This is a genomic window from Pseudomonas sp. RHF3.3-3 (genome assembly GCF_048069595.1).
Taxonomy (GTDB): Bacteria; Pseudomonadota; Gammaproteobacteria; order Pseudomonadales; family Pseudomonadaceae; genus Aquipseudomonas; species Aquipseudomonas fuscovaginae_B.
Window position 1 is genome coordinate 3,813,205 of the sequence record NZ_CP182250.1, and the last position, 18,259, is coordinate 3,831,463.

Here is an 18,259-nt window from a genome sequence, read left to right on the forward strand (position 1 = left end):
TTTACCGGCAATTTACCTTTGCATGACGTTCTTCGACCTTTGGGCAAGGCACTGAAACGCAAATGAAAAACGGCCTGGACAGGGACAGGCCGTGAATAAATGCAAGGTCGCTTACTGCAGGACAGCGAGAGCGGCGACGTAGTCGGGTTCCTGGCCGATATCGGCGACCAGTTCGCTGTGCAGCACCTGGTCCTGCTCGTCGAGTACCAGCACGGCCCGGGCGGTGAGGCCCGTGAGCGGCCCGTCGGCGATGGCTACGCCGTAGTCTTGCATGAATCGAGCACCGCGCAAGGTCGACAGGTTCTGCACCTTCTCCAGGCCTTCGGCACCGCAGAAGCGCGCCTGGGCGAACGGCAGGTCAGCGGAAATGCACAGCACCACGGTATTGTTCAGCCCGTTGGCGTGGGCGTTGAAGGCACGGACCGACTTGGCGCAGGTCGGTGTGTCGACGCTGGGGAAGATGTTCAGCACCTTGCGCTGGCCGGCGAAGTCGCTGAGGGCGACATCCGCCAGGTCCTTGTTCACCAGGGAGAATGCGGGTGCCCGGGTGCCGGGGAGCGGCAGTTCGCCATTGACCTGCACCACCACACCCCTGCGCGTCACTTGAGCCATGCGGCGAATCCTTTTGAACGGTTGTAGAGGAAGGGTCGAAGTTAACCACGATATGGCGGCGACACCTACGCCCAAACACAAATTGTCACAGCACCAGGCCCACGCTAGAGCACTGCACAAACAAAAACGGCCTGGACGAGGCCAGGCCGTGGGTGACTGAGGTCGCCGCTTACTTCAAGACAGCCAGGGCCGCATCGTAGTTCGGCTCGTCGGCGATCTCGCCTACCAATTCGCTGTGCAGGACGTTGTTGTTCTCGTCCAGCACCACCACCGCACGGGCGGTCAGGCCGGTCAGCGGGCCTTCGGCGATGGCCACGCCGTAGTTCTCGATGAACTCGCGACCCCGCAGGGTCGACAGGTTCTGTACGTTTTCCAGGCCTTCGGCGCCGCAGAAGCGGGCCTGGGCGAAAGGCAGGTCAGCCGAGATGCACAGCACCACGGTGTTGGCCACGTCGTTGGCCTGGGCGTTGAACTTGCGCACGGAGGTGGCACAGGTCGGGGTGTCGACGCTTGGGAAAATGTTCAGCACCTTGCGCTTGCCGGCAAAGCTTTCCAGGGTGACATCGGCCAGGCCGGCGTTGACCAGGGAAAAGGCCGGGGCCTTGGAGCCGACCTGTGGCAGTTGGCCGTTGACCTTGACCGGATTGCCTTTGAGGGTGACTTGAGCCATGAACGAAATCCTTCCAGAAATATTTGAAGAGGTCGAAGTTAAGCACGAAAGCGCCGATCGACCTATGGGGGGAGCGACAAATTCGCACACCCGCGCCGGTCCGGCAAATCTGAAATGCAGCTTTTTACTGTAGGAACTTGCGCGGAAAACTGCCGCCACTCTCCTGGGGCCGCCCTGTCCCCCTGATACCAGCAAACAGGACAGCCACTTTCAGCAAAACCCATATCAGGCGAGATCATCGCCCATCCACGCCGGATAAAAGCCTGATCCGTATGAATGAGCCATTTCTGAGTCTGTTTTGCCTGCGCGGCAGTTCCTACAGTCCGTCCCATGTCGGGCCGGGGTGGCCTGGCAGGATCTGGCAACCGTGGAAGACGTGAGCATGAGTACAGCAGCAAACGCAGAAGCCTATAACTACAAGGTGGTCCGACAATTCGTCATCGCCACCGTGTTCTGGGGCGTGATCGGCATGGCGATGGGCGTGCTGATCGCTTCGCAACTGGTCTGGCCGGAAATGAACCTCGACCTGCCCTGGACCACCTTCGGCCGCCTGCGCCCGCTGCACACCAGCCTGGTGATCTTCGGTTTCGCCGGCAGCGCGCAGTTCGCCGCCAGCTACTACGCGGTGCAGCGTACCTGTCAGGTACGGTTGTACAGCGATACCCTGGCCGCCTTCACCTTCTGGGGCTGGCAGGCGGTGATCGTGATCATGTTCGTCAGCCTGCCGCTGGGCTACACCACCACCAAGGAATACGCCGAGATCGAGTTCAGCGGCGCGGTGTGGATGGCGCTGGTCTGGGTCGCCTATGCCATCGTGTTCTTCACCACCGTGGTACGGCGCAAGACCCGGCACATCTACGTCGGCAACTGGTTCTTCGGCGCCTTCATCCTGGTGATCGCCATGTTGCATGTGGTCAATCACCTGTCGATCCCGGTGGACTGGTTCAAGTCCTACCCGGTCTATTCCGGCGCGACCGATGCCATGGTGCAGTGGTGGTACGGGCACAACGCGGTAGGCTTCTTCCTGACCACCGGCTTTCTCGGCATGATGTATTACTTCGTGCCCAAGCAGGTCGGCCGGCCGGTGTACTCCTATCGCCTGTCCATCGTCCACTTCTGGGCGCTGATCACCCTGTACATCTGGGCAGGTCCCCACCACCTGCACTACACCGCCCTGCCGGACTGGGCGCAATCGCTGGGCATGGCCATGTCGCTGATCCTGCTGGCACCGAGCTGGGGCGGCATGATCAACGGCATGATGACCCTCTCCGGCGCCTGGCATAAGCTGCGCACCGACCCGATCCTGCGCTTTCTGGTGCTGTCCCTGGCGTTCTACGGCATGTCGACCTTCGAGGGCCCGATGATGGCGATCAAGACCGTCAACGCCCTCTCCCACTACACCGACTGGACCATCGGCCACGTCCATGCCGGCGCGCTGGGCTGGGTGGCGATGATCACCTTCGGTTCTCTCTACCACATGATCCCCAGGGTGTTCGGTCGTGAGCAGATGCACAGCGTCGGGCTGATCAACCTGCATTTCTGGCTGGCGACCATCGGCACGGTGCTGTACATCGCCTCGATGTGGGTCAACGGCATCACCCAGGGCCTGATGTGGCGGGCCGTGAACGAGGACGGCACCCTCACCTACTCCTTCGTCGAGGCCTTGCTGGCCAGCCATCCCGGGTTTGTCGTGCGCTTCGTCGGTGGAGTGTTCTTCCTCGGCGGCATGCTGCTGATGGCCTACAACACCTGGCGCACGGTGCGGGTGGCGGATACCGCGCTGGCCCGGCAGGCGGCGCAGATTGCCTGAGTGCTGACGGACAAAAGGAGAGGACGATGCTGGAAATCGGCTTGAATCTGATGGCGGTGGTTTCGCTGTACCTGGGAATCGGCTACTGCTTGCGGGATCAATCGGAAAAGAGTCTGGATGACGCCAGCCTGATGCTGTTCTCCGACGATCCGGAGGTGGCGCAGCGGGTTGAACAGGCGACGGGCAAGGTGGTGCCGAAGGCAATGGTCGAGGAGCCGCCAACCAGGGAGTGGACGCCAATGGATATGTAGGGTGGCAGGTTAACGAACCGTGACACGCCTGCGGTAATTTCCAGGCGTGATCCCCAGCACCTTGCGAAACGCGCTGCCCAGGTGGGACTGGTGGGCAAAACCGCAATCGAGGGCAATCTCCGCCAGCGGCCTGTCAGCGCTCTCGATCATCCGCCGGGCCGCCTGCACCCGAACCTCCAGCAGATAGGCATGGGGCGTCATGCCAACGGCCCGGGTGAAGTCCCGCAGAAAGCGCAGTTGCGACTGCCCTTGCCCCGCCGCCAACTGGGCCAGGCTCAAGGGTTGGGCGAAATCCTCGGCAAAACGGCGCAGTACCCCCGCAAAGTCCCGCGGTCGAGGATTGCCGGCCGGCATCGAATCGCACAAGCCGACAAACTCCAGTGCCGTCGCCTCCAGCCGCAGCGGATCACCGTCCGGCTCCAGCAACAGGCGGCGCAGTTGCCGCCCCAGGGCCAAGCCTCGTGCGTGCCCGGTACTCTCCAGCCGGCGTTGTATCCGCGGCCGTTCATCCTCGAGTTGCCAGCGCACCAGCAGATACTCGCCACCTTCGGCGGACTCGGAAAACACCTCGACACCCGGCGGCGTCAGGGCCAGGGTGCCGGGAGGGGTGTCGAAGTCCACGCGTCGGTCGGAATCGATCGCGTGCACACCCCACTGATGCTCCAGGGCAATGCCCAGGGTCTGCCACTGCACCGGATCCCGACCGCTATAGGCGGAACGCGGCAACAGTTGCAGACACAGGCGGCCCTCCAACAGCGAACGGGCTGGCAGGGGAAACACGCCGGGGCGTTGTCCGGGCATCTGAAATTTCCTGATAGATCATGATCGACGCCAGCGCGCAGACTGCCGCGGCAACCCCTTATCGACAGGAGCACCACATGCGCACCATCGGCCTTATCGGCGGCATGAGCTGGGAGTCCAGCGCCGAGTACTACCGGATCATCAACCAGCAGGTCCGCTCACGACTCGGCCCGCTGCGCTCGGCGCCGCTGCTAATGTACAGCGTCGACTTCGGGCCTGTCGAACAGGCCCAGCACGCCGGGCGCTGGGACGATGCCGGGCTGATCCTGCAGGATGCGGCGCGTCGCTTGCAGGCCGGCGGTGCCGAGTGCGTGGTGCTGTGTACCAACACCATGCACCGGCTGGCGCAGCAGATCGAGGAAGCCGTGGACATCCCCTTCCTGCATATCGCCACGCCGACCGGGCAAGCGGCTCTCGCCGCTGGCGTCCGAAAAGTCGGCCTGCTCGGGACCGCCTTCACCATGGAACAGGATTTCCTCAAGCAGCGGCTGGCGGCCCAGGGGCTGCAGGTGCTGGTTCCCGAGGCGGTGCAGCGCCAGGCGGTCCATCGGATCATTTATGACGAGCTGTGTGTCGGGGTCATCAAGGAGGATTCCCGGCAGGTCTACCAACAGGTGATAGAGGGGCTGGCCGCTCGCGGTGCCGAGGCGATCGTTCTCGGCTGCACGGAAATCGGTCTGCTGATCAAGCCCGCGGACAGTCGCCTGCCACTGCTCGATACCACCGAATTGCACGCGCTGGCGGCGGTCGATTTCGCGCTGGGCTCCTGACCGCGGCTCAATCCCTTGCAGGAGCCGGCTTGCTGGCGATAGCGACCTCTCGGTAACGCCTCGGCTTGCTGATACACCGCTATCGTCAACAAGCCGGCCCCTTCCCTCCCCAACCGTTCAGCCACGGTTCAGCTAGCGGCGGCAAAAGCTGTTTAGTAATGAGTATCATTATGTTACAAATTACTATCCACTTTAAGTAACGGACGTGCTTGCCGAATGCTGGTTCCCTTTCTGATCATGTTGCGCGAAGGCATCGAAGCCGCGCTCATCGTTGGCATCATTGCCAGTTACCTCAAGCAGACCGGCCGTGGCCAATGGATGCCCGCCGTCTGGATCGGGGTGTTTCTCGCTGCGGCCCTGGCCCTGCTGGTCGGTGGTGGCCTGGAACTGGTGAGCGCCGAATTCCCGCAAAAGCAGCAGGAACTGTTCGAAGGCATCGTCGGCCTGGTGGCCGTCGGCATCCTCAGCTCGATGGTGTTCTGGATGCGCAAGGTCTCGCGCTCCATCAAGCACGCCCTGCACGTTTCCCTCGACCAGGCCCTGGCGGGTTCGAAACATCAGGTCTGGGCACTGATCGCCATGGTGTTCTTCGCCGTGGCCCGCGAAGGCCTGGAAACCGTGTTCTTCCTGCTGGCAGTGTTTCAGCAGAGCGAAGGCCCGGGCGCACCGATCGGCGCCCTGCTCGGCCTGCTCCTGGCGATCCTCGTCGGCTTCGCCATCTATACCGGCAGCATGCGCTTGAACCTGGGTCTGTTCTTCCGCTGGACCGGCCTGTTCATCCTGGTGGTCGCGGCCGGCATCCTGGCCAACTCGGTGCAGGCACTGCATGAGGCCGGCCTGTGGAATCACCTGCAGGACGTGGTCTTCGACATCAGTGCCACGCTGCCGATGGACGGCCCGGCCGGCTCGGTGTTGGCCGGCATGTTCGGCTACCAGGACGCACCGACCGTCAGCGTATTGAGCGCCTACCTGCTGTACCTGGTGATCGCCCTGGTGATGTTCTTCATCCCGGCCTCACCGCCGGCCGCCAAGCAAACTTCTTCCGTTCCCAACCCGTAAGGTTACCCATGTCCAACCCTGCAACTGGCAAACCTCCCCAGGCCTTGCGCTGGGCGGTAGCCGGCTCGGTGATCGTGATGATCGCGGCCGGTGGACTGTTCTACTACGCCTCGCAGTTGGCCGCGAGCAAGCGTCAGAGCCATCACAACGAAATCACGGTCAATATCCTCGCTCACAGCTGCGACCCGAACGCGCTGAGCGTACCGGCCGGATTGAACAGCTTCCGCATCGTCAACAAGTCCGACCGTGCGGTGGAATGGGAAATCCTCGATGGCGTGCTGGTGGTCGAAGAGCGCGAGAACATCGCCCCGGGCCTGAGCCAGGTAATCAACGCCAACCTCGCTCCCGGCGACTACGCGATCACCTGCGGCCTGCTGAGCAACCCGCGTGGCACCCTGCACGTCACCCCGACCGCCGCTTCGGAAGCCGCCGCCAAGGCGCGCCCCTCGATGACCGCGTTCATCGGCCCGCTGTCGGAGTTCCGCGTCTACCTCAGCACCCAGGGCAGCGCCCTGATCAAGGCCGTCGACGCCCTGCAGCAGGCAATCAACGCCGGCGACCTGGCCCAGGCCCAGGCACTCTATGTGCCGGCCCGTGCCGCCTACCAGCGCCTGGCGCCCGCCGCCCAGCGTTTCGCCGAACTGGACAACGGCATCAACGCCCGCGCCGACTACTACGAAAAACGTGAGCAGGACCCAGGCTTCGCTGGGTTCCACCGGATCGAGTACGGCCTGTTCCAGCAGCGCAGCGTCGACGGTCTGAAGCCGGTGGCCGAGCGGCTGCAGGCCGATGTGACCACCCTCAGGCAACAACTGCTGGCCCAGTCGCTGCCACCGGAGCAACTGGTCAGCATCGTCGCCCGCAGCATGCGCAGCATTGCCGATACCCGTGGCGGCAACGGCGAGGAAGAACGCTACAGCCATGTCGACCTGAACGGTTTCGCCGCCAACCTGCAGGCCACTCGCAAGGTCATCGAGCTGCTGCGGCCGCTGCTGGTGAAATCGGCACCCGAGCTGCTGCCCAGGCTCGACAGCGCGGCCGTGGCCCTCGACGCCGAATTCAACGGCCTGCGCAGCGGCGACAGCTATGCCACTTACGACACCGTCGGCGCCGAAAAACGCAAGCAGATTGCCGACAAGGCCAAGGCTCTGGCCGATGCACTCGATGGAATCGATCCCGCCCTTGGCCTCTCCGGCCTTTAATCAGCAGACGAGCCGTACATGAGCGATTCACCACAGCGCAACAAAGAATTTTCCGCTGACCGCCGGCGTGTCCTGCTGGGCATGGGCGTGGCCGGCGCGGCCATCGCCGGCAGTGCCCTGAGCTGCCCGGCCATGGCGGCGGCGCAAGCCCAGGCCCAGGTCACCCAGGCGCCGAGCAGCGACAAGACCCAGGACCGCCACGATTTCCACGGCAAGCACCAGACCGGCATCGTCACCCCGCGCCCGGCCGCCGGCATGATCGTCGCCTTCGACGTCCTGGCCAGTGACCGCAAGGACCTGGAACGGCTGTTCCGCACCCTCAACGAACGCATCGCTTTCCTGATGAATGGCGGCGCGGTGAAACAGGTCGATCCGAAGCTGCCGCCCCTGGACTCCGGCATCCTCGGCCCGGTCGTCACGCCAGACAACCTGACCATCACCGTGTCGGTCGGCCACTCGCTGTTCGACGAGCGGTTCGGCCTGGAGTCGGTCAAGCCCAAGCGCCTGATCCAGATGGTCGGCTTCCCCAACGATGCGCTGCAACCGGACCTGTGCCACGGTGACCTGAGCATCCAGTTCTGCTCCAACACCCCGGACACCAACATTCACGCCCTGCGCGACATCGTCAAGAACACGCCGGACCTGCTGCTGGTGCGCTGGAAACAGGAAGGCACCGTACCGCCACAGGCCCCGACCAAGCCTGGCGAGCCGGCCCAGAGCGCACGCAACTTCCTCGGTTTCCGTGACGGCTCGGCCAACCCTGACTCCAACGACGCCAGCGCCATGGACCGGATCGTCTGGGTCCAGCCGGGCAGCGACGAACCGGCCTGGGCCGCCAACGGCAGCTACCAGGCGGTGCGGATCATCCGCAACCTGGTCGAGCGCTGGGACCGTACCCCGCTGCAGGAGCAGGAAAGCATCATCGGCCGGGTCAAGAGCACCGGCGCGCCCATGGGCGGCCAGAAGGAAACCCAGGTGCCGGACTACACCAGGGACCCTGAAGGCAAGCTGACCAAGCTCGATGCCCATATCCGCCTGGCCAACCCGCGTACCGCCGAGACCCAGCGCAACCTGATCCTGCGCCGGCCGTTCAACTACTCCAACGGGGTCAGCAAGAACGGCCAGCTGGAGATGGGCCTGCTGTTCATCTGCTACCAATCGGACCTGGAACAGGGCTTCATCACCGTCCAGACCCGGCTCAACGGCGAGCCCCTGGAGGAATACCTCAAGCCTATCGGTGGCGGTTATTTCTTCACCTTGCCGGGCGTCACCGGCGACCAGGACTTCATCGGTCGCTCGCTGCTTTCTGCAACACAACAAAAAACCACGGCTTGACCCTTAACTCACCCGGGAAGTTCTCATGAAGAAGTCGCCTCTTGCTTTGTTGTTGGCCGTCGGCCTGCTGCACACTCCGCTCTCGGCCTTCGCGGCCACCGCACCGCTGGACCTGGTCGGCCCGGTTTCGGACTACAAGATCTACGTCACCGAGCAACTGGACGAACTGGCCAGCAAGACCCAGCAGTTCACCGATGCCGTGAAGAAAGGCGACCTGGCGACCGCCAGGAAGCTCTACGCGCCGACCCGCGTTCACTACGAGTCGATCGAGCCGATCGCCGAGCTGTTCAGTGACCTGGACGCAGCCATCGACTCGCGTGTCGACGATCACGAAAAAGGCGTCAAGGCCGAAGACTTCACCGGCTTCCACCGCCTGGAATACAGCCTGTTCTCCGAAAACTCGACCCAGGGCCTGGGCGAACTGGCCGACGGCCTGGACAAGAACGTCAAGGAACTGCAATCGCGTGTGGCCAGCCTGACCTTCCCGCCCGAGAAAGTCGTCGGTGGCGCTGCCGCCCTGCTCGAAGAAGTGGCCGCCACCAAGATCTCCGGCGAGGAAGACCGTTACAGCCACACCGACCTGTATGACTTCCAGGGCAACATCGACGGCGCGAAGAAAATCGTCGACCTGTTCCGCCCACAGATCGAGAAGCAGGACAAGGCTTTCGCCGCCAAGGTCGACAAGAACTTTGCCACCGTGGACAAGATCCTGGCCAAGTACAAGACCAAGGACGGTGGTTTCGAGACCTATGACAAGGTCAAGGACAATGACCGCAAGGCCCTGGTCGGCCCGGTCAACACCCTGGCTGAAGACCTGTCGACCCTGCGCGGCAAGCTGGGCCTGAACTGAGGCCCTGCCCTCCCGGGCGCCTGCGCGTGCCCGGGAGGGATTCTTCGCGACGCCGCAATGAATTCGGCGCCCACAACGGATCAGAGTATCCGATAGAGCAATCGCTCGATCTTCACCCGGCTCACCCGCCGCAGGAACTTGCCCACTGCCTCCGGGTAGTCGACCAACGTCTCCAGCTCACGGAAGCTGCCGATACGCCGGGTGTTCTCCAGGATCAATTGCAGCTCCCGTGCCCGCACTTCCAGCAACTCGCTGCGCGGATCGTCGATCAGCAAGGCGTTTTCCAGGTCCAGGCGGAACGCCCGTGGGTTGAGGTTGTTGCCGGTCAGCAGGGTGTAGCGCTGGTCGACCCACATGCCCTTCAGATGGTAGGTATTGTCACCATCACGCCACAGGTGCAGGTTGAGCAAGCCCTTGTCGATCGCCGCCTGATGGCGCTTGGCGAAACGCCGCAGGCTGATTTCGTACAGGTACGGCAACGCCGCGATCACCTTGAACGGCTGGCTCGGCGGAATATAGAAGTCGTTGGCGGTCTTGTCGCCGACGATGATGTCGATCTTCACCCCGCGCTCCAGCGCCCGGTTGATTTCCCGGGTCACCGCCAACGGCAGGTTGAAATACGGCGTGCAGATGGTCAGTTGCAACTGGCTGGCGGCGATCAGCTCGCAGATCACCCGGCTCAGCGGATTGTTCTTGCCCAGCCCCAGCAACGGGCTGACCGACAGGCTGAAGCTCGGCTCACCGCCGGCGCGGGTGTCGTACTGGGCGCTTTTCAAGCGGCTGCGCAGGTCGCCGATGCCACCGCGCAGGCTACGGGTGCTCGGCAGGCTCGGCAGATCCAGGCGGCAGACCGCATGGGAAGCCAGCAACTCCTTGCGCACAAGCCCCTGCATCGAATCGGCCAACGCCTGGTTGTGCAGCAGGTGGTAGCGGTCGAAACGGTACTTGTCGAACTTGTGCAGGTAGACGTTGTTCAGGCTCGCGCCACTATAGATGACGCAGTCGTCGATGATGAAGCCCTTGAGGTGCAGCACGCCGAACAGTTCGCGGGTCTGCACCGGCACCCCATAGATCGGCACTTCGGTTTCATGGGCGCGGGTCTGTGCCTGGTACCAGGCGGCATTACCCGGCTGCTTCGCGGCACCGATCAGCCCGCGTTGCGCGCGCAGCCAGTCGACCACCACGGCGATCTCCAGCTCCGGACGCGCCGCCTTGGCCGCATGCAGGGCATCGAGGATCTCCTGCCCGGCCTCGTCTTCCTGCAGGTACAACGCCACCAGGGTGATGCGCTGCCGTGCCGCGGCAATCCGCTCCAGCAGACAACGCCGGAACTCGGCAGCCGAGGGCAGGATGGTGAGGGAGTCGGCGGTCAGCGGGAAGCTGCGCAGTTTGGGTAACAGGGCGCGTTTGAAAAGCGACGGCATAGGGCTCGGGTCGAATTCGGAGAAGACGTGAGCTTACACCATGCATTGTCCCGGATGCTCGTGTTCAAGCAGGGCATTGTTGCCAACGCCGGGATGCAACGTCCATCGCGGCGATAGATAAAAACAAATTGGAATGCCCCCTTGTAACAGGCTACAAGTCTACCCAGATAATGGCTCTCTGATATCAATCCTGCGTTTACGCTAAGGAAACCTGAAATGCCCCGCTCTCTGACAATCGCCAAACGCCTTGGATTGGGGTTTGGGCTGGTGCTTTCGCTGCTGATCCTGGTAACCCTGATCGGGGTCAATCGTGTTGGCCTGATCGACTCGACGCTGACCGATGTCAGCGACGACAGCGCGGTCAAGCAACGTTACGCGATCAACTTCCGCGGCAGCGTGCATGACCGTGCCATCGCCATCCGCGATGCCGTGCTGGTGCGTGACGATGCCGGCCTGCAGACCCATCTGAACAACATCGAGAAACTGAACGCCGATTACCAGGCCTCGGCACAACCGATGGACGCGATCTTCGCCAGGATGGGCGCCTCGGATGCCGAGCGCCGCCTGCTGGACGACATCAAGAGCACCGAACGGAGCACCCTGGCCCTCACCTCCCGCCTGATCGAGCTGCGCCGACAGGGCGACATGGACAAGGCCCAGGCCTTCCTGCTGAGCGATATTTCGCCGGCCTACAAGGAATGGCTCAAGCGTATCAACGCCCTGATCGACTGGGAGGAGGCCTCGATCGGCAAGCAACTGGCCGAAGTGCGCACCACCGCCAGCCACTTCGCCACGCTGATGCTGCTGGTCACCACCGTCGCCATCCTGCTCAGCGTGCTGGTCTCGGCACTGATCATCCGCAACCTCAAGTCGACCCTCGGCGCCGAGCCGGAAGCCGTCGCCGACGCGATCCGGCAACTGGCCAACGGGCAACTCGACGGCGTGATCGACACCCGCCACCCCAACAGCGTCATGGGCGCACTGAAGACCAGCAACCGCCACCTGGCCGAAACCATCACCCAGGTGCGCGCCGTGGCCCACGACCTGATGGGCTCGTCCTCGCAACTGCTGGCCAGTTCCGAGAGCAACAACGAGCAGATGCGCGTGCAGACCGGGGAAACCGAACGCATGGCCACCGCGGTCAACCAGATGGCGGCCACGGTGCACGAAATCGCCGCCTACGCGCAGAACGCCGCACAGGCCAGCAACGCTGCCGACCAGGCGGTGGAAAGCGGCAAGCAGGTGGTGCAGACCACCGCCAGCGACATGCAGCGCCTGGCCGAAGTGCTCGATAACGCCGCCGAGTCCGTCGGGCGGGTGTCCCATGACAGCCAGGCCATCGAAAACGTGGTCGAGGTGATCAATTCGATTGCCGAGCGTACCAACCTGCTGGCCCTGAACGCGGCCATCGAGGCCGCCCGCGCCGGCGAAGCCGGACGGGGTTTCGCCGTGGTGGCGGACGAGGTGCGCTCCCTGGCGAACCGCACCCAGGATTCGACCCGGGAGATCCGCGAGATGGTCGGGCAGCTGCAGGCCGGCGCCAGCGACACCGCCGAAATCATGCGCAACAGCCGGGAACTGGCCCAGCGTACCGTCGAGCAGACCCGCGTCGCCGAGGATGCGCTGGTCCGTATCCGCCAGGAAGTCGGTGCAATCAACGACATGAACGCGCAGATCGCCAGTGCCTCGACCCAGCAAGGGGTCGCGACCCAGGAAGTGAGCCAGAACATCAGCCGCATCCACAATGCCGCCGTGGAGACCTCGGTCGGCTCCAACCAGGTCGCCCTGTCCAGCCGCGAGCTGTCGGCGCTGGCCGACAACCTGACACGCAAGGTCAGTTTCTTCAGGGTCTGACCTCCCGCGCTGCCACAGTCTGATGTCCCCGTCATACTGTGGCAGCAGGCTTGCCCGACACAGTCCCACCACCCGGCCCGGGCCCCTGGGCAGCGCCACGGCTCCGGCCGCCGGCAAATATTCCTGCAAGGGGGATTGACCATTGAGAACGATCGTTCCACCATCGTGCCCATGAACGAGAACATACCCAACCCTACTCGCGAGACCCTTCTGGAAACGGCCGAAAAGCTGATCTACCAGGGCGGCATCCATGCCACCGGGATCGACCTGCTGGTCAGGACCTCCGGCGTGGCACGCAAGAGCATCTACAGGCACTTCGGCACCAAGGATGACCTCACTATCGAGGCCTTGCGCCGGCGCGATATCCGCTGGATGCAGTGGTACCGCGATGAAGTCGACAAGGCCCCCACCAGCGGCGAACGCCTGCTCAACCTGTTCAGCGTGCTGGGTGGCTGGTTCGCCTCGGAAGGCTTTCGTGGCTGTGCCTTCATCAACACCGCCGGCGAAACCGGCGACCCGCAGGACCCGGTGCGCCTGCTGGCCAAGGAACACAAGCAGAAACTGCTCGACTACCTCGTCGAGCTCTGTGAAGCCCATGGCATCGACGATCCGTTGGTGGTTGCCCGGCAATTGCTGATCCTGATCGACGGCGCCATTACCGTGGCACTGGTCATGGGTGACCACAGTGCAGCCGAAAATGCGCAATGCATGGCACGCCAGTTATTGGCGCTCTGACAGCGGCTTGAGCGCCAACCACAGCCTCTGCACGAATGGCGTTTGTCCGGCCCCGCCGGCTCTCGCCTGGATAAAACCCTGCAACAGTCTGGAACACGGGCACGGGTTGCGCTCCTACGGCAACGGGAACCGGGAGCCCGATGGAGCACCGCATAAAATAATTTTCCGAGGTATCGAATAAAACCTGGCGCCCAGGCGTTCTCATCGTTGCCCATTCTCTGGAGCACTACCATGAGCCTTCGCAAAAGCACCTTGATCGTTTCCGCGCTGGTTGCCCTGTCGAGCAACCTGGCACTGGCCTCCGGCGACGAGCCGGCGCCACCCAAGCCCAAATGCACCAGCCAGCAGGTCTGGAATCCGAAAACCAACAAATGCGAACCCCTGGTGAGCAGCCGCGCCAGCGATGACGCGCGCGCCGACTACGCCTACAGCCTGGCCAAGGACCAGCAGTACCAGGAAGCGCTGAACGTCCTCGATACCCTGAAGAATCCCGATACCGCCAAGGCCCTGAACTATCGCGGCTATGCCACCCGCAAGCTGGGACGCACCGACGAAGGCATCGGCTATTACCTGCAGGCGGTCAAGCTCGATCCGAACTACGCTCAGGTCCGCGAATACCTGGGTGAAGCCTATGTGATCAAGGGTCGCCTGGATCTCGCCCGGGAGCAGTTGCAGGCCATCAAGTCACTCTGTGGCACCCAGTGCGAAGAGTATGAAGACCTGGCCGACGCCATCGCCCATCCGACCCAGGCCTGAACACCGAAAAACGCGGAGGCTGCCATCGCCAGCGACAAGGAAATACGAGCCGAACTGGGCCAGCACCTGACACGCCTGTGGCGTTACGCCCTGCTGTTGTCCCGGCAACGACACCTCGCCGACGACCTGGTGCAGGCCACCTGCGTCCGGGCGCTGGAGCGTGGTGAACAGTTCGTGGCCGGCACCCGCATGGATCGCTGGCTGTTCAGCATCCTGCATTCGATCTGGCTCAACGAGATCCGCTCCCAGCGCGTGCGCCGGGGTCAGGGCCAGGTCGATGCCGACGAGGTGCTGGCCTTCGATGGCGAGCAGGTGGCGCAGACCCACGTGCTCGCCGCGCAGGTCATCAGGCGCGTCGACGCCTTGCCCGAGGCTCAGCGCGAGACCGTGTTCCTGGCCTATGTCGAAGGCCTGTCGTACAAGGAAGTAGCCCATATTCTCGAGGTGCCGATCGGCACGGTCATGAGCCGGCTCGCCGCCGCGCGCATCAAGCTGGCGCAGAACCCGCCCCTGCGTGCCGTACCCACCTCAACCCGTGGAGAACGGCGATGACTGACCAGTTTTCTCAACAAATGCCCTCCGATGAGCGGCTGGTGGCCTTTCTCGACGACCAGCTGGATGCCGAAGAGCGTGCCCGGGTGGCGGTTGCCATTGCCGAGAACCCGGCGGTCGCCGAGCGCGTCGAATGGCTGGGCCGCAGCAACCTGCCCTTCCGGGAAGCCTACGATGAACTGCTGGAGCAGGCACCGCATAGTCGTCTTGCCGAGATGCTCGAAACGCTGCCATCGAAACCGGCCAGGCGATCGATGAGCCGACGCGGATTCCTGGCGGTCGCCGCCAGTTTCATGGTCGCCGGGATCGCCGCCGATCGACTGTTCCAGGCCTGGCACGCACCGAAGGATCAGACTGAAGTCAGCTGGCGCAGCGTGGTCGCCGACTACATGACGCTCTATACCGCGCAGACCCTGGATGGTCTGCCGGACGACGAAGGTTCCCAGCGCGCGCAGTTGCGCACCCTCGACAAGGGCCTCGGGCTGGTACTGGAACCACCCCAGGTGCTGTTGCCGGGGGCGCAGCTCAAGCGAGCCCAGATGCTCGAGTACGAAAGCGAGCCGATTGCGCAACTGGCCTACCTGGACCCGCGGCACGGGCCGTTGGCCCTGTGCATCACCCGGGCGAAGAAAGGTGTGCGAGCGCCGACCGAAGAGGTCCGTCGTGGCATGAACGTGGTGTTCTGGGTTGGCCAGACCCACGCCTACATGCTCATTGGGCGCAATCCGGCGAGCGAACTGCACGCCATGGCGGAGCTGCTTCGCCAACGCTTCGCCGTCTAGGGTCTGGATGAAAAACCTTGATACTCGGTGATGCTGCGTTGAAAACAGCCGACAGCGTACCCGCCATGGCGTCACCCGCCTACAGCAGCAAGCCATTGCAGCAGACACCCCCGGCTGTGCCATGCTTGTATGCTCGACCGTCAACTGAACCCGGCAGACAAGGACACGCCCATGCCAAACTCCACCGCCCTGCCCCTGGACGACCCACGCTGCGCCTTGATCGTCATCGACGTGCAGAACGATTTCATCCCCGGCGGCAACCTGGCCGTTGCCGGTGGCGACGAGATCGTGCCGCTGATCAGCCGGTTGGCCCGGCGCTTTCGCAACGTGATCATCGCCCAGGACTGGCATCCTACCGGCCACGCCTCGTTCGCCAGCAGCCATCCGGGGCACCAGCCGTTCGATACCGTGCAACTGCCCTACGGGCCCCAGGTGCTCTGGCCCGATCACTGCCTGCAAGGCAGCCACGGTGCCGAGCTGCATGCCGACCTGCACCTGCCCCATGCGCGGCTGGTGATCCGCAAGGGCTGCAACCCGCAGATCGACAGCTACTCGGCATTCGTCGAGGCCGACCGGCGGACACCCACCGGGCTGGCGGGCTACCTCAGGGAATGCGGGATCGATACACTGTACCTGGTCGGCCTGGCGCTGGACTATTGCGTTGCCTGGTCGGCGCTGGATGCGCGGGCGGCGGGCTTCACCACCTTCCTGGTCCCGGACGCCTGCCGCGCCATCGACCTGGACGGCTCGCTGAAGCGGGCGATGGGCGAAATGGAGGCCGCAGGCGTGCAGTTCGTGGAGTCCCGGTCCCTCATGCCGCTCTAGGGGCGTCTTGAGGGCCTCTCGCGGATAAATGCTGCTCCCACGGGTTTCCGGCGTTCACAGAAGGGGGGGGGCACCACGATCCGCTGGGGAAGCAGGATTTATCCGCGAAAGGGCCCGCAGGCCCAGCCCATGATTGTGGGGTGTCAGGCCGAGCCCTGTCCCCCCGCGGCCCCCGCCTGCTGCACCACTGCATACACACTCAGCTCACTGAGAACGACCTCGGACAGATCCGCCTCCGGCAACGCCAGCAAGGCCTGGTGAGCCCCATGCTTCAGCCGGGCGAACAGCAACCGCTTGTCTTCTCCCTTGAAGCGGACGATAAAATCCTGCAAGGCCTCGATACTGGTGCCATCCAGATCCGGTGACTCCTCCAGGCTCAGAATCACCGCCCGCACCTGCGGCCCCTGTTCATGGGCCAAACGCTGCACACTGCGCAGAATCCGCTCGGCATTGGCGAAAAACAGCGCTTCGCCAGGCCGCAGGATCAACACACCCGGCACCTGCCGTGCCTGGGGATGCAACTGGCAATCGACAAAGTCATGCCCGTCGGCCAGATGCCCGAGCACCTGCACCGCCGCCGAGGACATCTGCCGCAGCATCAGCATCAGGCTGATCGCCACGGCCGCCAGCAGCCCATCCAGCACCCCCAGCAACAGCACGGCAGCCACCGCGCAAATCGCCAGGAAACGATCGCGGCGCCAGACAAAATAGCGTTGCAGCGGCTCCAGGCTGACGGCCCGGGCCAGCGCATGAATGACGATCGCCGCCAGTACCGGCTCCGGCGTCAGCGCAATCAGTGGCAGCGCGGTCGCCACGATCGCCAGCACCACCAACGCAGCGACCACCCCGGCACAACGCGATGTTGCACCAGCCGCTTCATTGGCCGAGGTGGCCGAATACCCCGCGCCAGCCGGCATGCCATGAAACAGCCCGGACAACAGGTTGGCCCCTCCGAGCACCAGCAGGTCGCGATTGGAACTGACCCGGTCGCCGTGCTTGAGGGCAAAGGCGCTGATAGAGCCATAGGATTCGGCGTACAGGATCATCACCAGCGCAAAGCCCAGTTCCACCAGTTTCAACCAGTCGGAGAAACCCAGGCGCGGCAGTGACGGCACTGCCAACTGCAGGTCGATGACCCCGATCAGGCTGATGCCCAGGCTCGGCAGGTCCAGCCATCTGCCTGCCACGATACCCAGCATCACCACCAGCAACCCACCCGGCACACGGCGCAGGCGCCCGAAGATCGTCAACAGCACCAGCGCCACGGCGGCCACTGCCGCGCCCGCCCAGTTCCAATGCGGCAATTGCCCGAGCAGTTCCGGGATGAAGCGGATCAGGTCGCTGTGTGGCGGATGCACATCGACGATGTTCGCCACCTGCCTGAGGATGATGGTCACCGCCAGGCCGAAGGCGAAGCCACGCAGCACCGGCTTGGCGATGAACGAGGTCACGCTGCCCAGCTTGAACAGCCCGGCGAGCAGGAACATCAGGCCGGTGATCATCACCAGGCCGATGGCCATGGTCAGGCGCAGGGCCATGTCCGTACCGGCCACGGACAGCGTCGCTGCGGCCAGCACCGCGGCGGACGACGAGGTGGCCGAAACGATCGCGAAGCGACTGGTGCCGAACAGGCCGTAGCAGAACAACCCGGCGAACAGCGCGATCACCCCGGCCTGGGGTGGCAGGTTGGCAATGCTCGAATAAGCCACCGCCTCAGGCAGCAGCAGACCGGCGATAGACAGCCCGGCGATCAGGTCGGGCCCCAGGCGGCGTGGTTGAACAGGGGTGGCAGCGGCAGGCGGCAGGGAAGGTTCACGCATCGACGAGGCCGGCCCATCCCGCCCGGGAACAGCGCTCCTGGCGGCCGCCCCGTTGTGGGATGGCCTCCTCATGGGTCCATTGCGGGCGGATACCAGCCATCGAGCGTCTCCTGACAAACCATTGGTGTTGCCAAGCTTAACGCCGAATCAC

General features: G+C 63.9%; 18 protein-coding genes. 13 read left to right on the top strand and 5 right to left on the bottom strand.

Translation table 11 applies throughout. The features are described from left to right. Nucleotides 1–111: 111 nt before the first annotated feature. Nucleotides 112–612 carry a thiol peroxidase gene (tpx, locus tag ACMGT0_RS16670; protein WP_054063282.1) on the bottom strand — a complete coding sequence of 167 codons (501 nt, stop codon included), beginning with the start codon at nt 610–612 and terminating at the stop codon, nt 112–114. Nucleotides 613–781: 169 nt separating this feature from the next. Then, nucleotides 782–1,282: a thiol peroxidase gene (tpx, locus tag ACMGT0_RS16675; RefSeq protein ID WP_054059525.1), complete on the bottom strand. Its 501-nt coding sequence runs from the start codon at nt 1,280–1,282 to the stop codon at nt 782–784. A 382-nt stretch (nt 1,283–1,664) separates the two neighbouring features. Between tpx (ACMGT0_RS16675) and ccoN the strand changes: the two genes are divergently transcribed. Both ccoN and ACMGT0_RS16685 read left to right on the top strand, forming a co-directional pair. Continuing rightward, complete coding sequence (gene ccoN / locus ACMGT0_RS16680) at nt 1,665–3,092, top strand: cytochrome-c oxidase, cbb3-type subunit I (RefSeq protein ID WP_054059526.1); 1,428 nt, start codon at nt 1,665–1,667, stop codon at nt 3,090–3,092. A gap of 26 nt (nt 3,093–3,118) precedes the next feature. Beyond that, the gene (locus ACMGT0_RS16685) at nt 3,119–3,343 is read left to right on the top strand and encodes a hypothetical protein (RefSeq protein WP_054059527.1); all 225 of its coding nucleotides are present in this window, start codon (nt 3,119–3,121) and stop codon (nt 3,341–3,343) included. Nucleotides 3,344–3,352: 9 nt separating this feature from the next. Here the strand turns inward: ACMGT0_RS16685 and ACMGT0_RS16690 are convergent, their stop codons facing one another. Continuing rightward, nucleotides 3,353–4,144, bottom strand: coding sequence for a helix-turn-helix domain-containing protein (locus ACMGT0_RS16690; RefSeq protein WP_054059528.1), 792 nt, complete (start codon nt 4,142–4,144; stop codon nt 3,353–3,355). A 77-nt stretch (nt 4,145–4,221) separates the two neighbouring features. Between ACMGT0_RS16690 and ACMGT0_RS16695 the strand changes: the two genes are divergently transcribed. From ACMGT0_RS16695 to efeO (ACMGT0_RS16715), 5 genes are all read left to right on the top strand, one after another. Then, nucleotides 4,222–4,914 (top strand): aspartate/glutamate racemase family protein, encoded by a 693-nt coding sequence (locus ACMGT0_RS16695; protein ID WP_054059529.1) that lies wholly within the window; start codon nt 4,222–4,224, stop codon nt 4,912–4,914. 216 nt (nt 4,915–5,130) lie between these two features. Further along, nucleotides 5,131–5,973, top strand: coding sequence for an iron uptake transporter permease EfeU (gene efeU, locus ACMGT0_RS16700; RefSeq protein WP_054059530.1), 843 nt, complete (start codon nt 5,131–5,133; stop codon nt 5,971–5,973). An 8-nt stretch (nt 5,974–5,981) separates the two neighbouring features. Then, entirely contained in the window at nt 5,982–7,175 is a 1,194-nt protein-coding gene (efeO, locus tag ACMGT0_RS16705; protein WP_416769011.1) for an iron uptake system protein EfeO, read from the top strand. Nucleotides 7,176–7,193: 18 nt separating this feature from the next. Next, nucleotides 7,194–8,510: an iron uptake transporter deferrochelatase/peroxidase subunit gene (gene efeB, locus ACMGT0_RS16710; protein WP_054059532.1), complete on the top strand. Its 1,317-nt coding sequence runs from the start codon at nt 7,194–7,196 to the stop codon at nt 8,508–8,510. Between the two features lie 25 nt (nt 8,511–8,535). Continuing rightward, the gene (gene efeO, locus ACMGT0_RS16715; protein WP_054059533.1) at nt 8,536–9,360 is read left to right on the top strand and encodes an iron uptake system protein EfeO; all 825 of its coding nucleotides are present in this window, start codon (nt 8,536–8,538) and stop codon (nt 9,358–9,360) included. Between the two features lie 80 nt (nt 9,361–9,440). Here efeO (ACMGT0_RS16715) and pssA read toward each other — a convergent pair whose 3' ends face one another. After that, nucleotides 9,441–10,784, bottom strand: coding sequence for a CDP-diacylglycerol--serine O-phosphatidyltransferase (gene pssA / locus ACMGT0_RS16720; protein ID WP_054059534.1), 1,344 nt, complete (start codon nt 10,782–10,784; stop codon nt 9,441–9,443). 216 nt (nt 10,785–11,000) lie between these two features. On the opposite strand from pssA, the gene ACMGT0_RS16725 reads away from it, so the two are divergent. The 6 genes from ACMGT0_RS16725 (at nt 11,001) to pncA (ending at nt 16,288) form a co-directional block, all read left to right on the top strand. Then, on the top strand, nt 11,001–12,638 hold the full coding sequence (locus ACMGT0_RS16725; protein ID WP_054059535.1) for a methyl-accepting chemotaxis protein: 1,638 nt from the start codon (nt 11,001–11,003) through the stop codon (nt 12,636–12,638). 171 nt (nt 12,639–12,809) lie between these two features. Next, on the top strand, nt 12,810–13,373 hold the full coding sequence (locus ACMGT0_RS16730) for a TetR/AcrR family transcriptional regulator (protein WP_054059543.1): 564 nt from the start codon (nt 12,810–12,812) through the stop codon (nt 13,371–13,373). A gap of 231 nt (nt 13,374–13,604) precedes the next feature. Beyond that, the gene (locus ACMGT0_RS16735; protein WP_054059536.1) at nt 13,605–14,129 is read left to right on the top strand and encodes a tetratricopeptide repeat protein; all 525 of its coding nucleotides are present in this window, start codon (nt 13,605–13,607) and stop codon (nt 14,127–14,129) included. A 54-nt stretch (nt 14,130–14,183) separates the two neighbouring features. Beyond that, nucleotides 14,184–14,681, top strand: a complete 498-nt coding sequence (locus ACMGT0_RS16740) for an RNA polymerase sigma factor (protein ID WP_054063277.1) — start codon at nt 14,184–14,186, stop codon at nt 14,679–14,681. Next, nucleotides 14,678–15,463 carry an anti-sigma factor family protein gene (locus tag ACMGT0_RS16745; protein ID WP_054059538.1) on the top strand — a complete coding sequence of 262 codons (786 nt, stop codon included), beginning with the start codon at nt 14,678–14,680 and terminating at the stop codon, nt 15,461–15,463. Before ACMGT0_RS16740 ends, ACMGT0_RS16745 begins: the two co-directional genes overlap by 4 nt. Before the next feature lie 171 nt (nt 15,464–15,634). Then, nucleotides 15,635–16,288 carry a bifunctional nicotinamidase/pyrazinamidase gene (gene pncA / locus ACMGT0_RS16750; protein ID WP_416769012.1) on the top strand — a complete coding sequence of 218 codons (654 nt, stop codon included), beginning with the start codon at nt 15,635–15,637 and terminating at the stop codon, nt 16,286–16,288. A gap of 143 nt (nt 16,289–16,431) precedes the next feature. Here pncA and ACMGT0_RS16755 read toward each other — a convergent pair whose 3' ends face one another. Beyond that, nucleotides 16,432–18,108, bottom strand: coding sequence for a SulP family inorganic anion transporter (locus ACMGT0_RS16755; RefSeq protein ID WP_054059540.1), 1,677 nt, complete (start codon nt 18,106–18,108; stop codon nt 16,432–16,434). Nucleotides 18,109–18,259 lie beyond the last annotated feature (151 nt).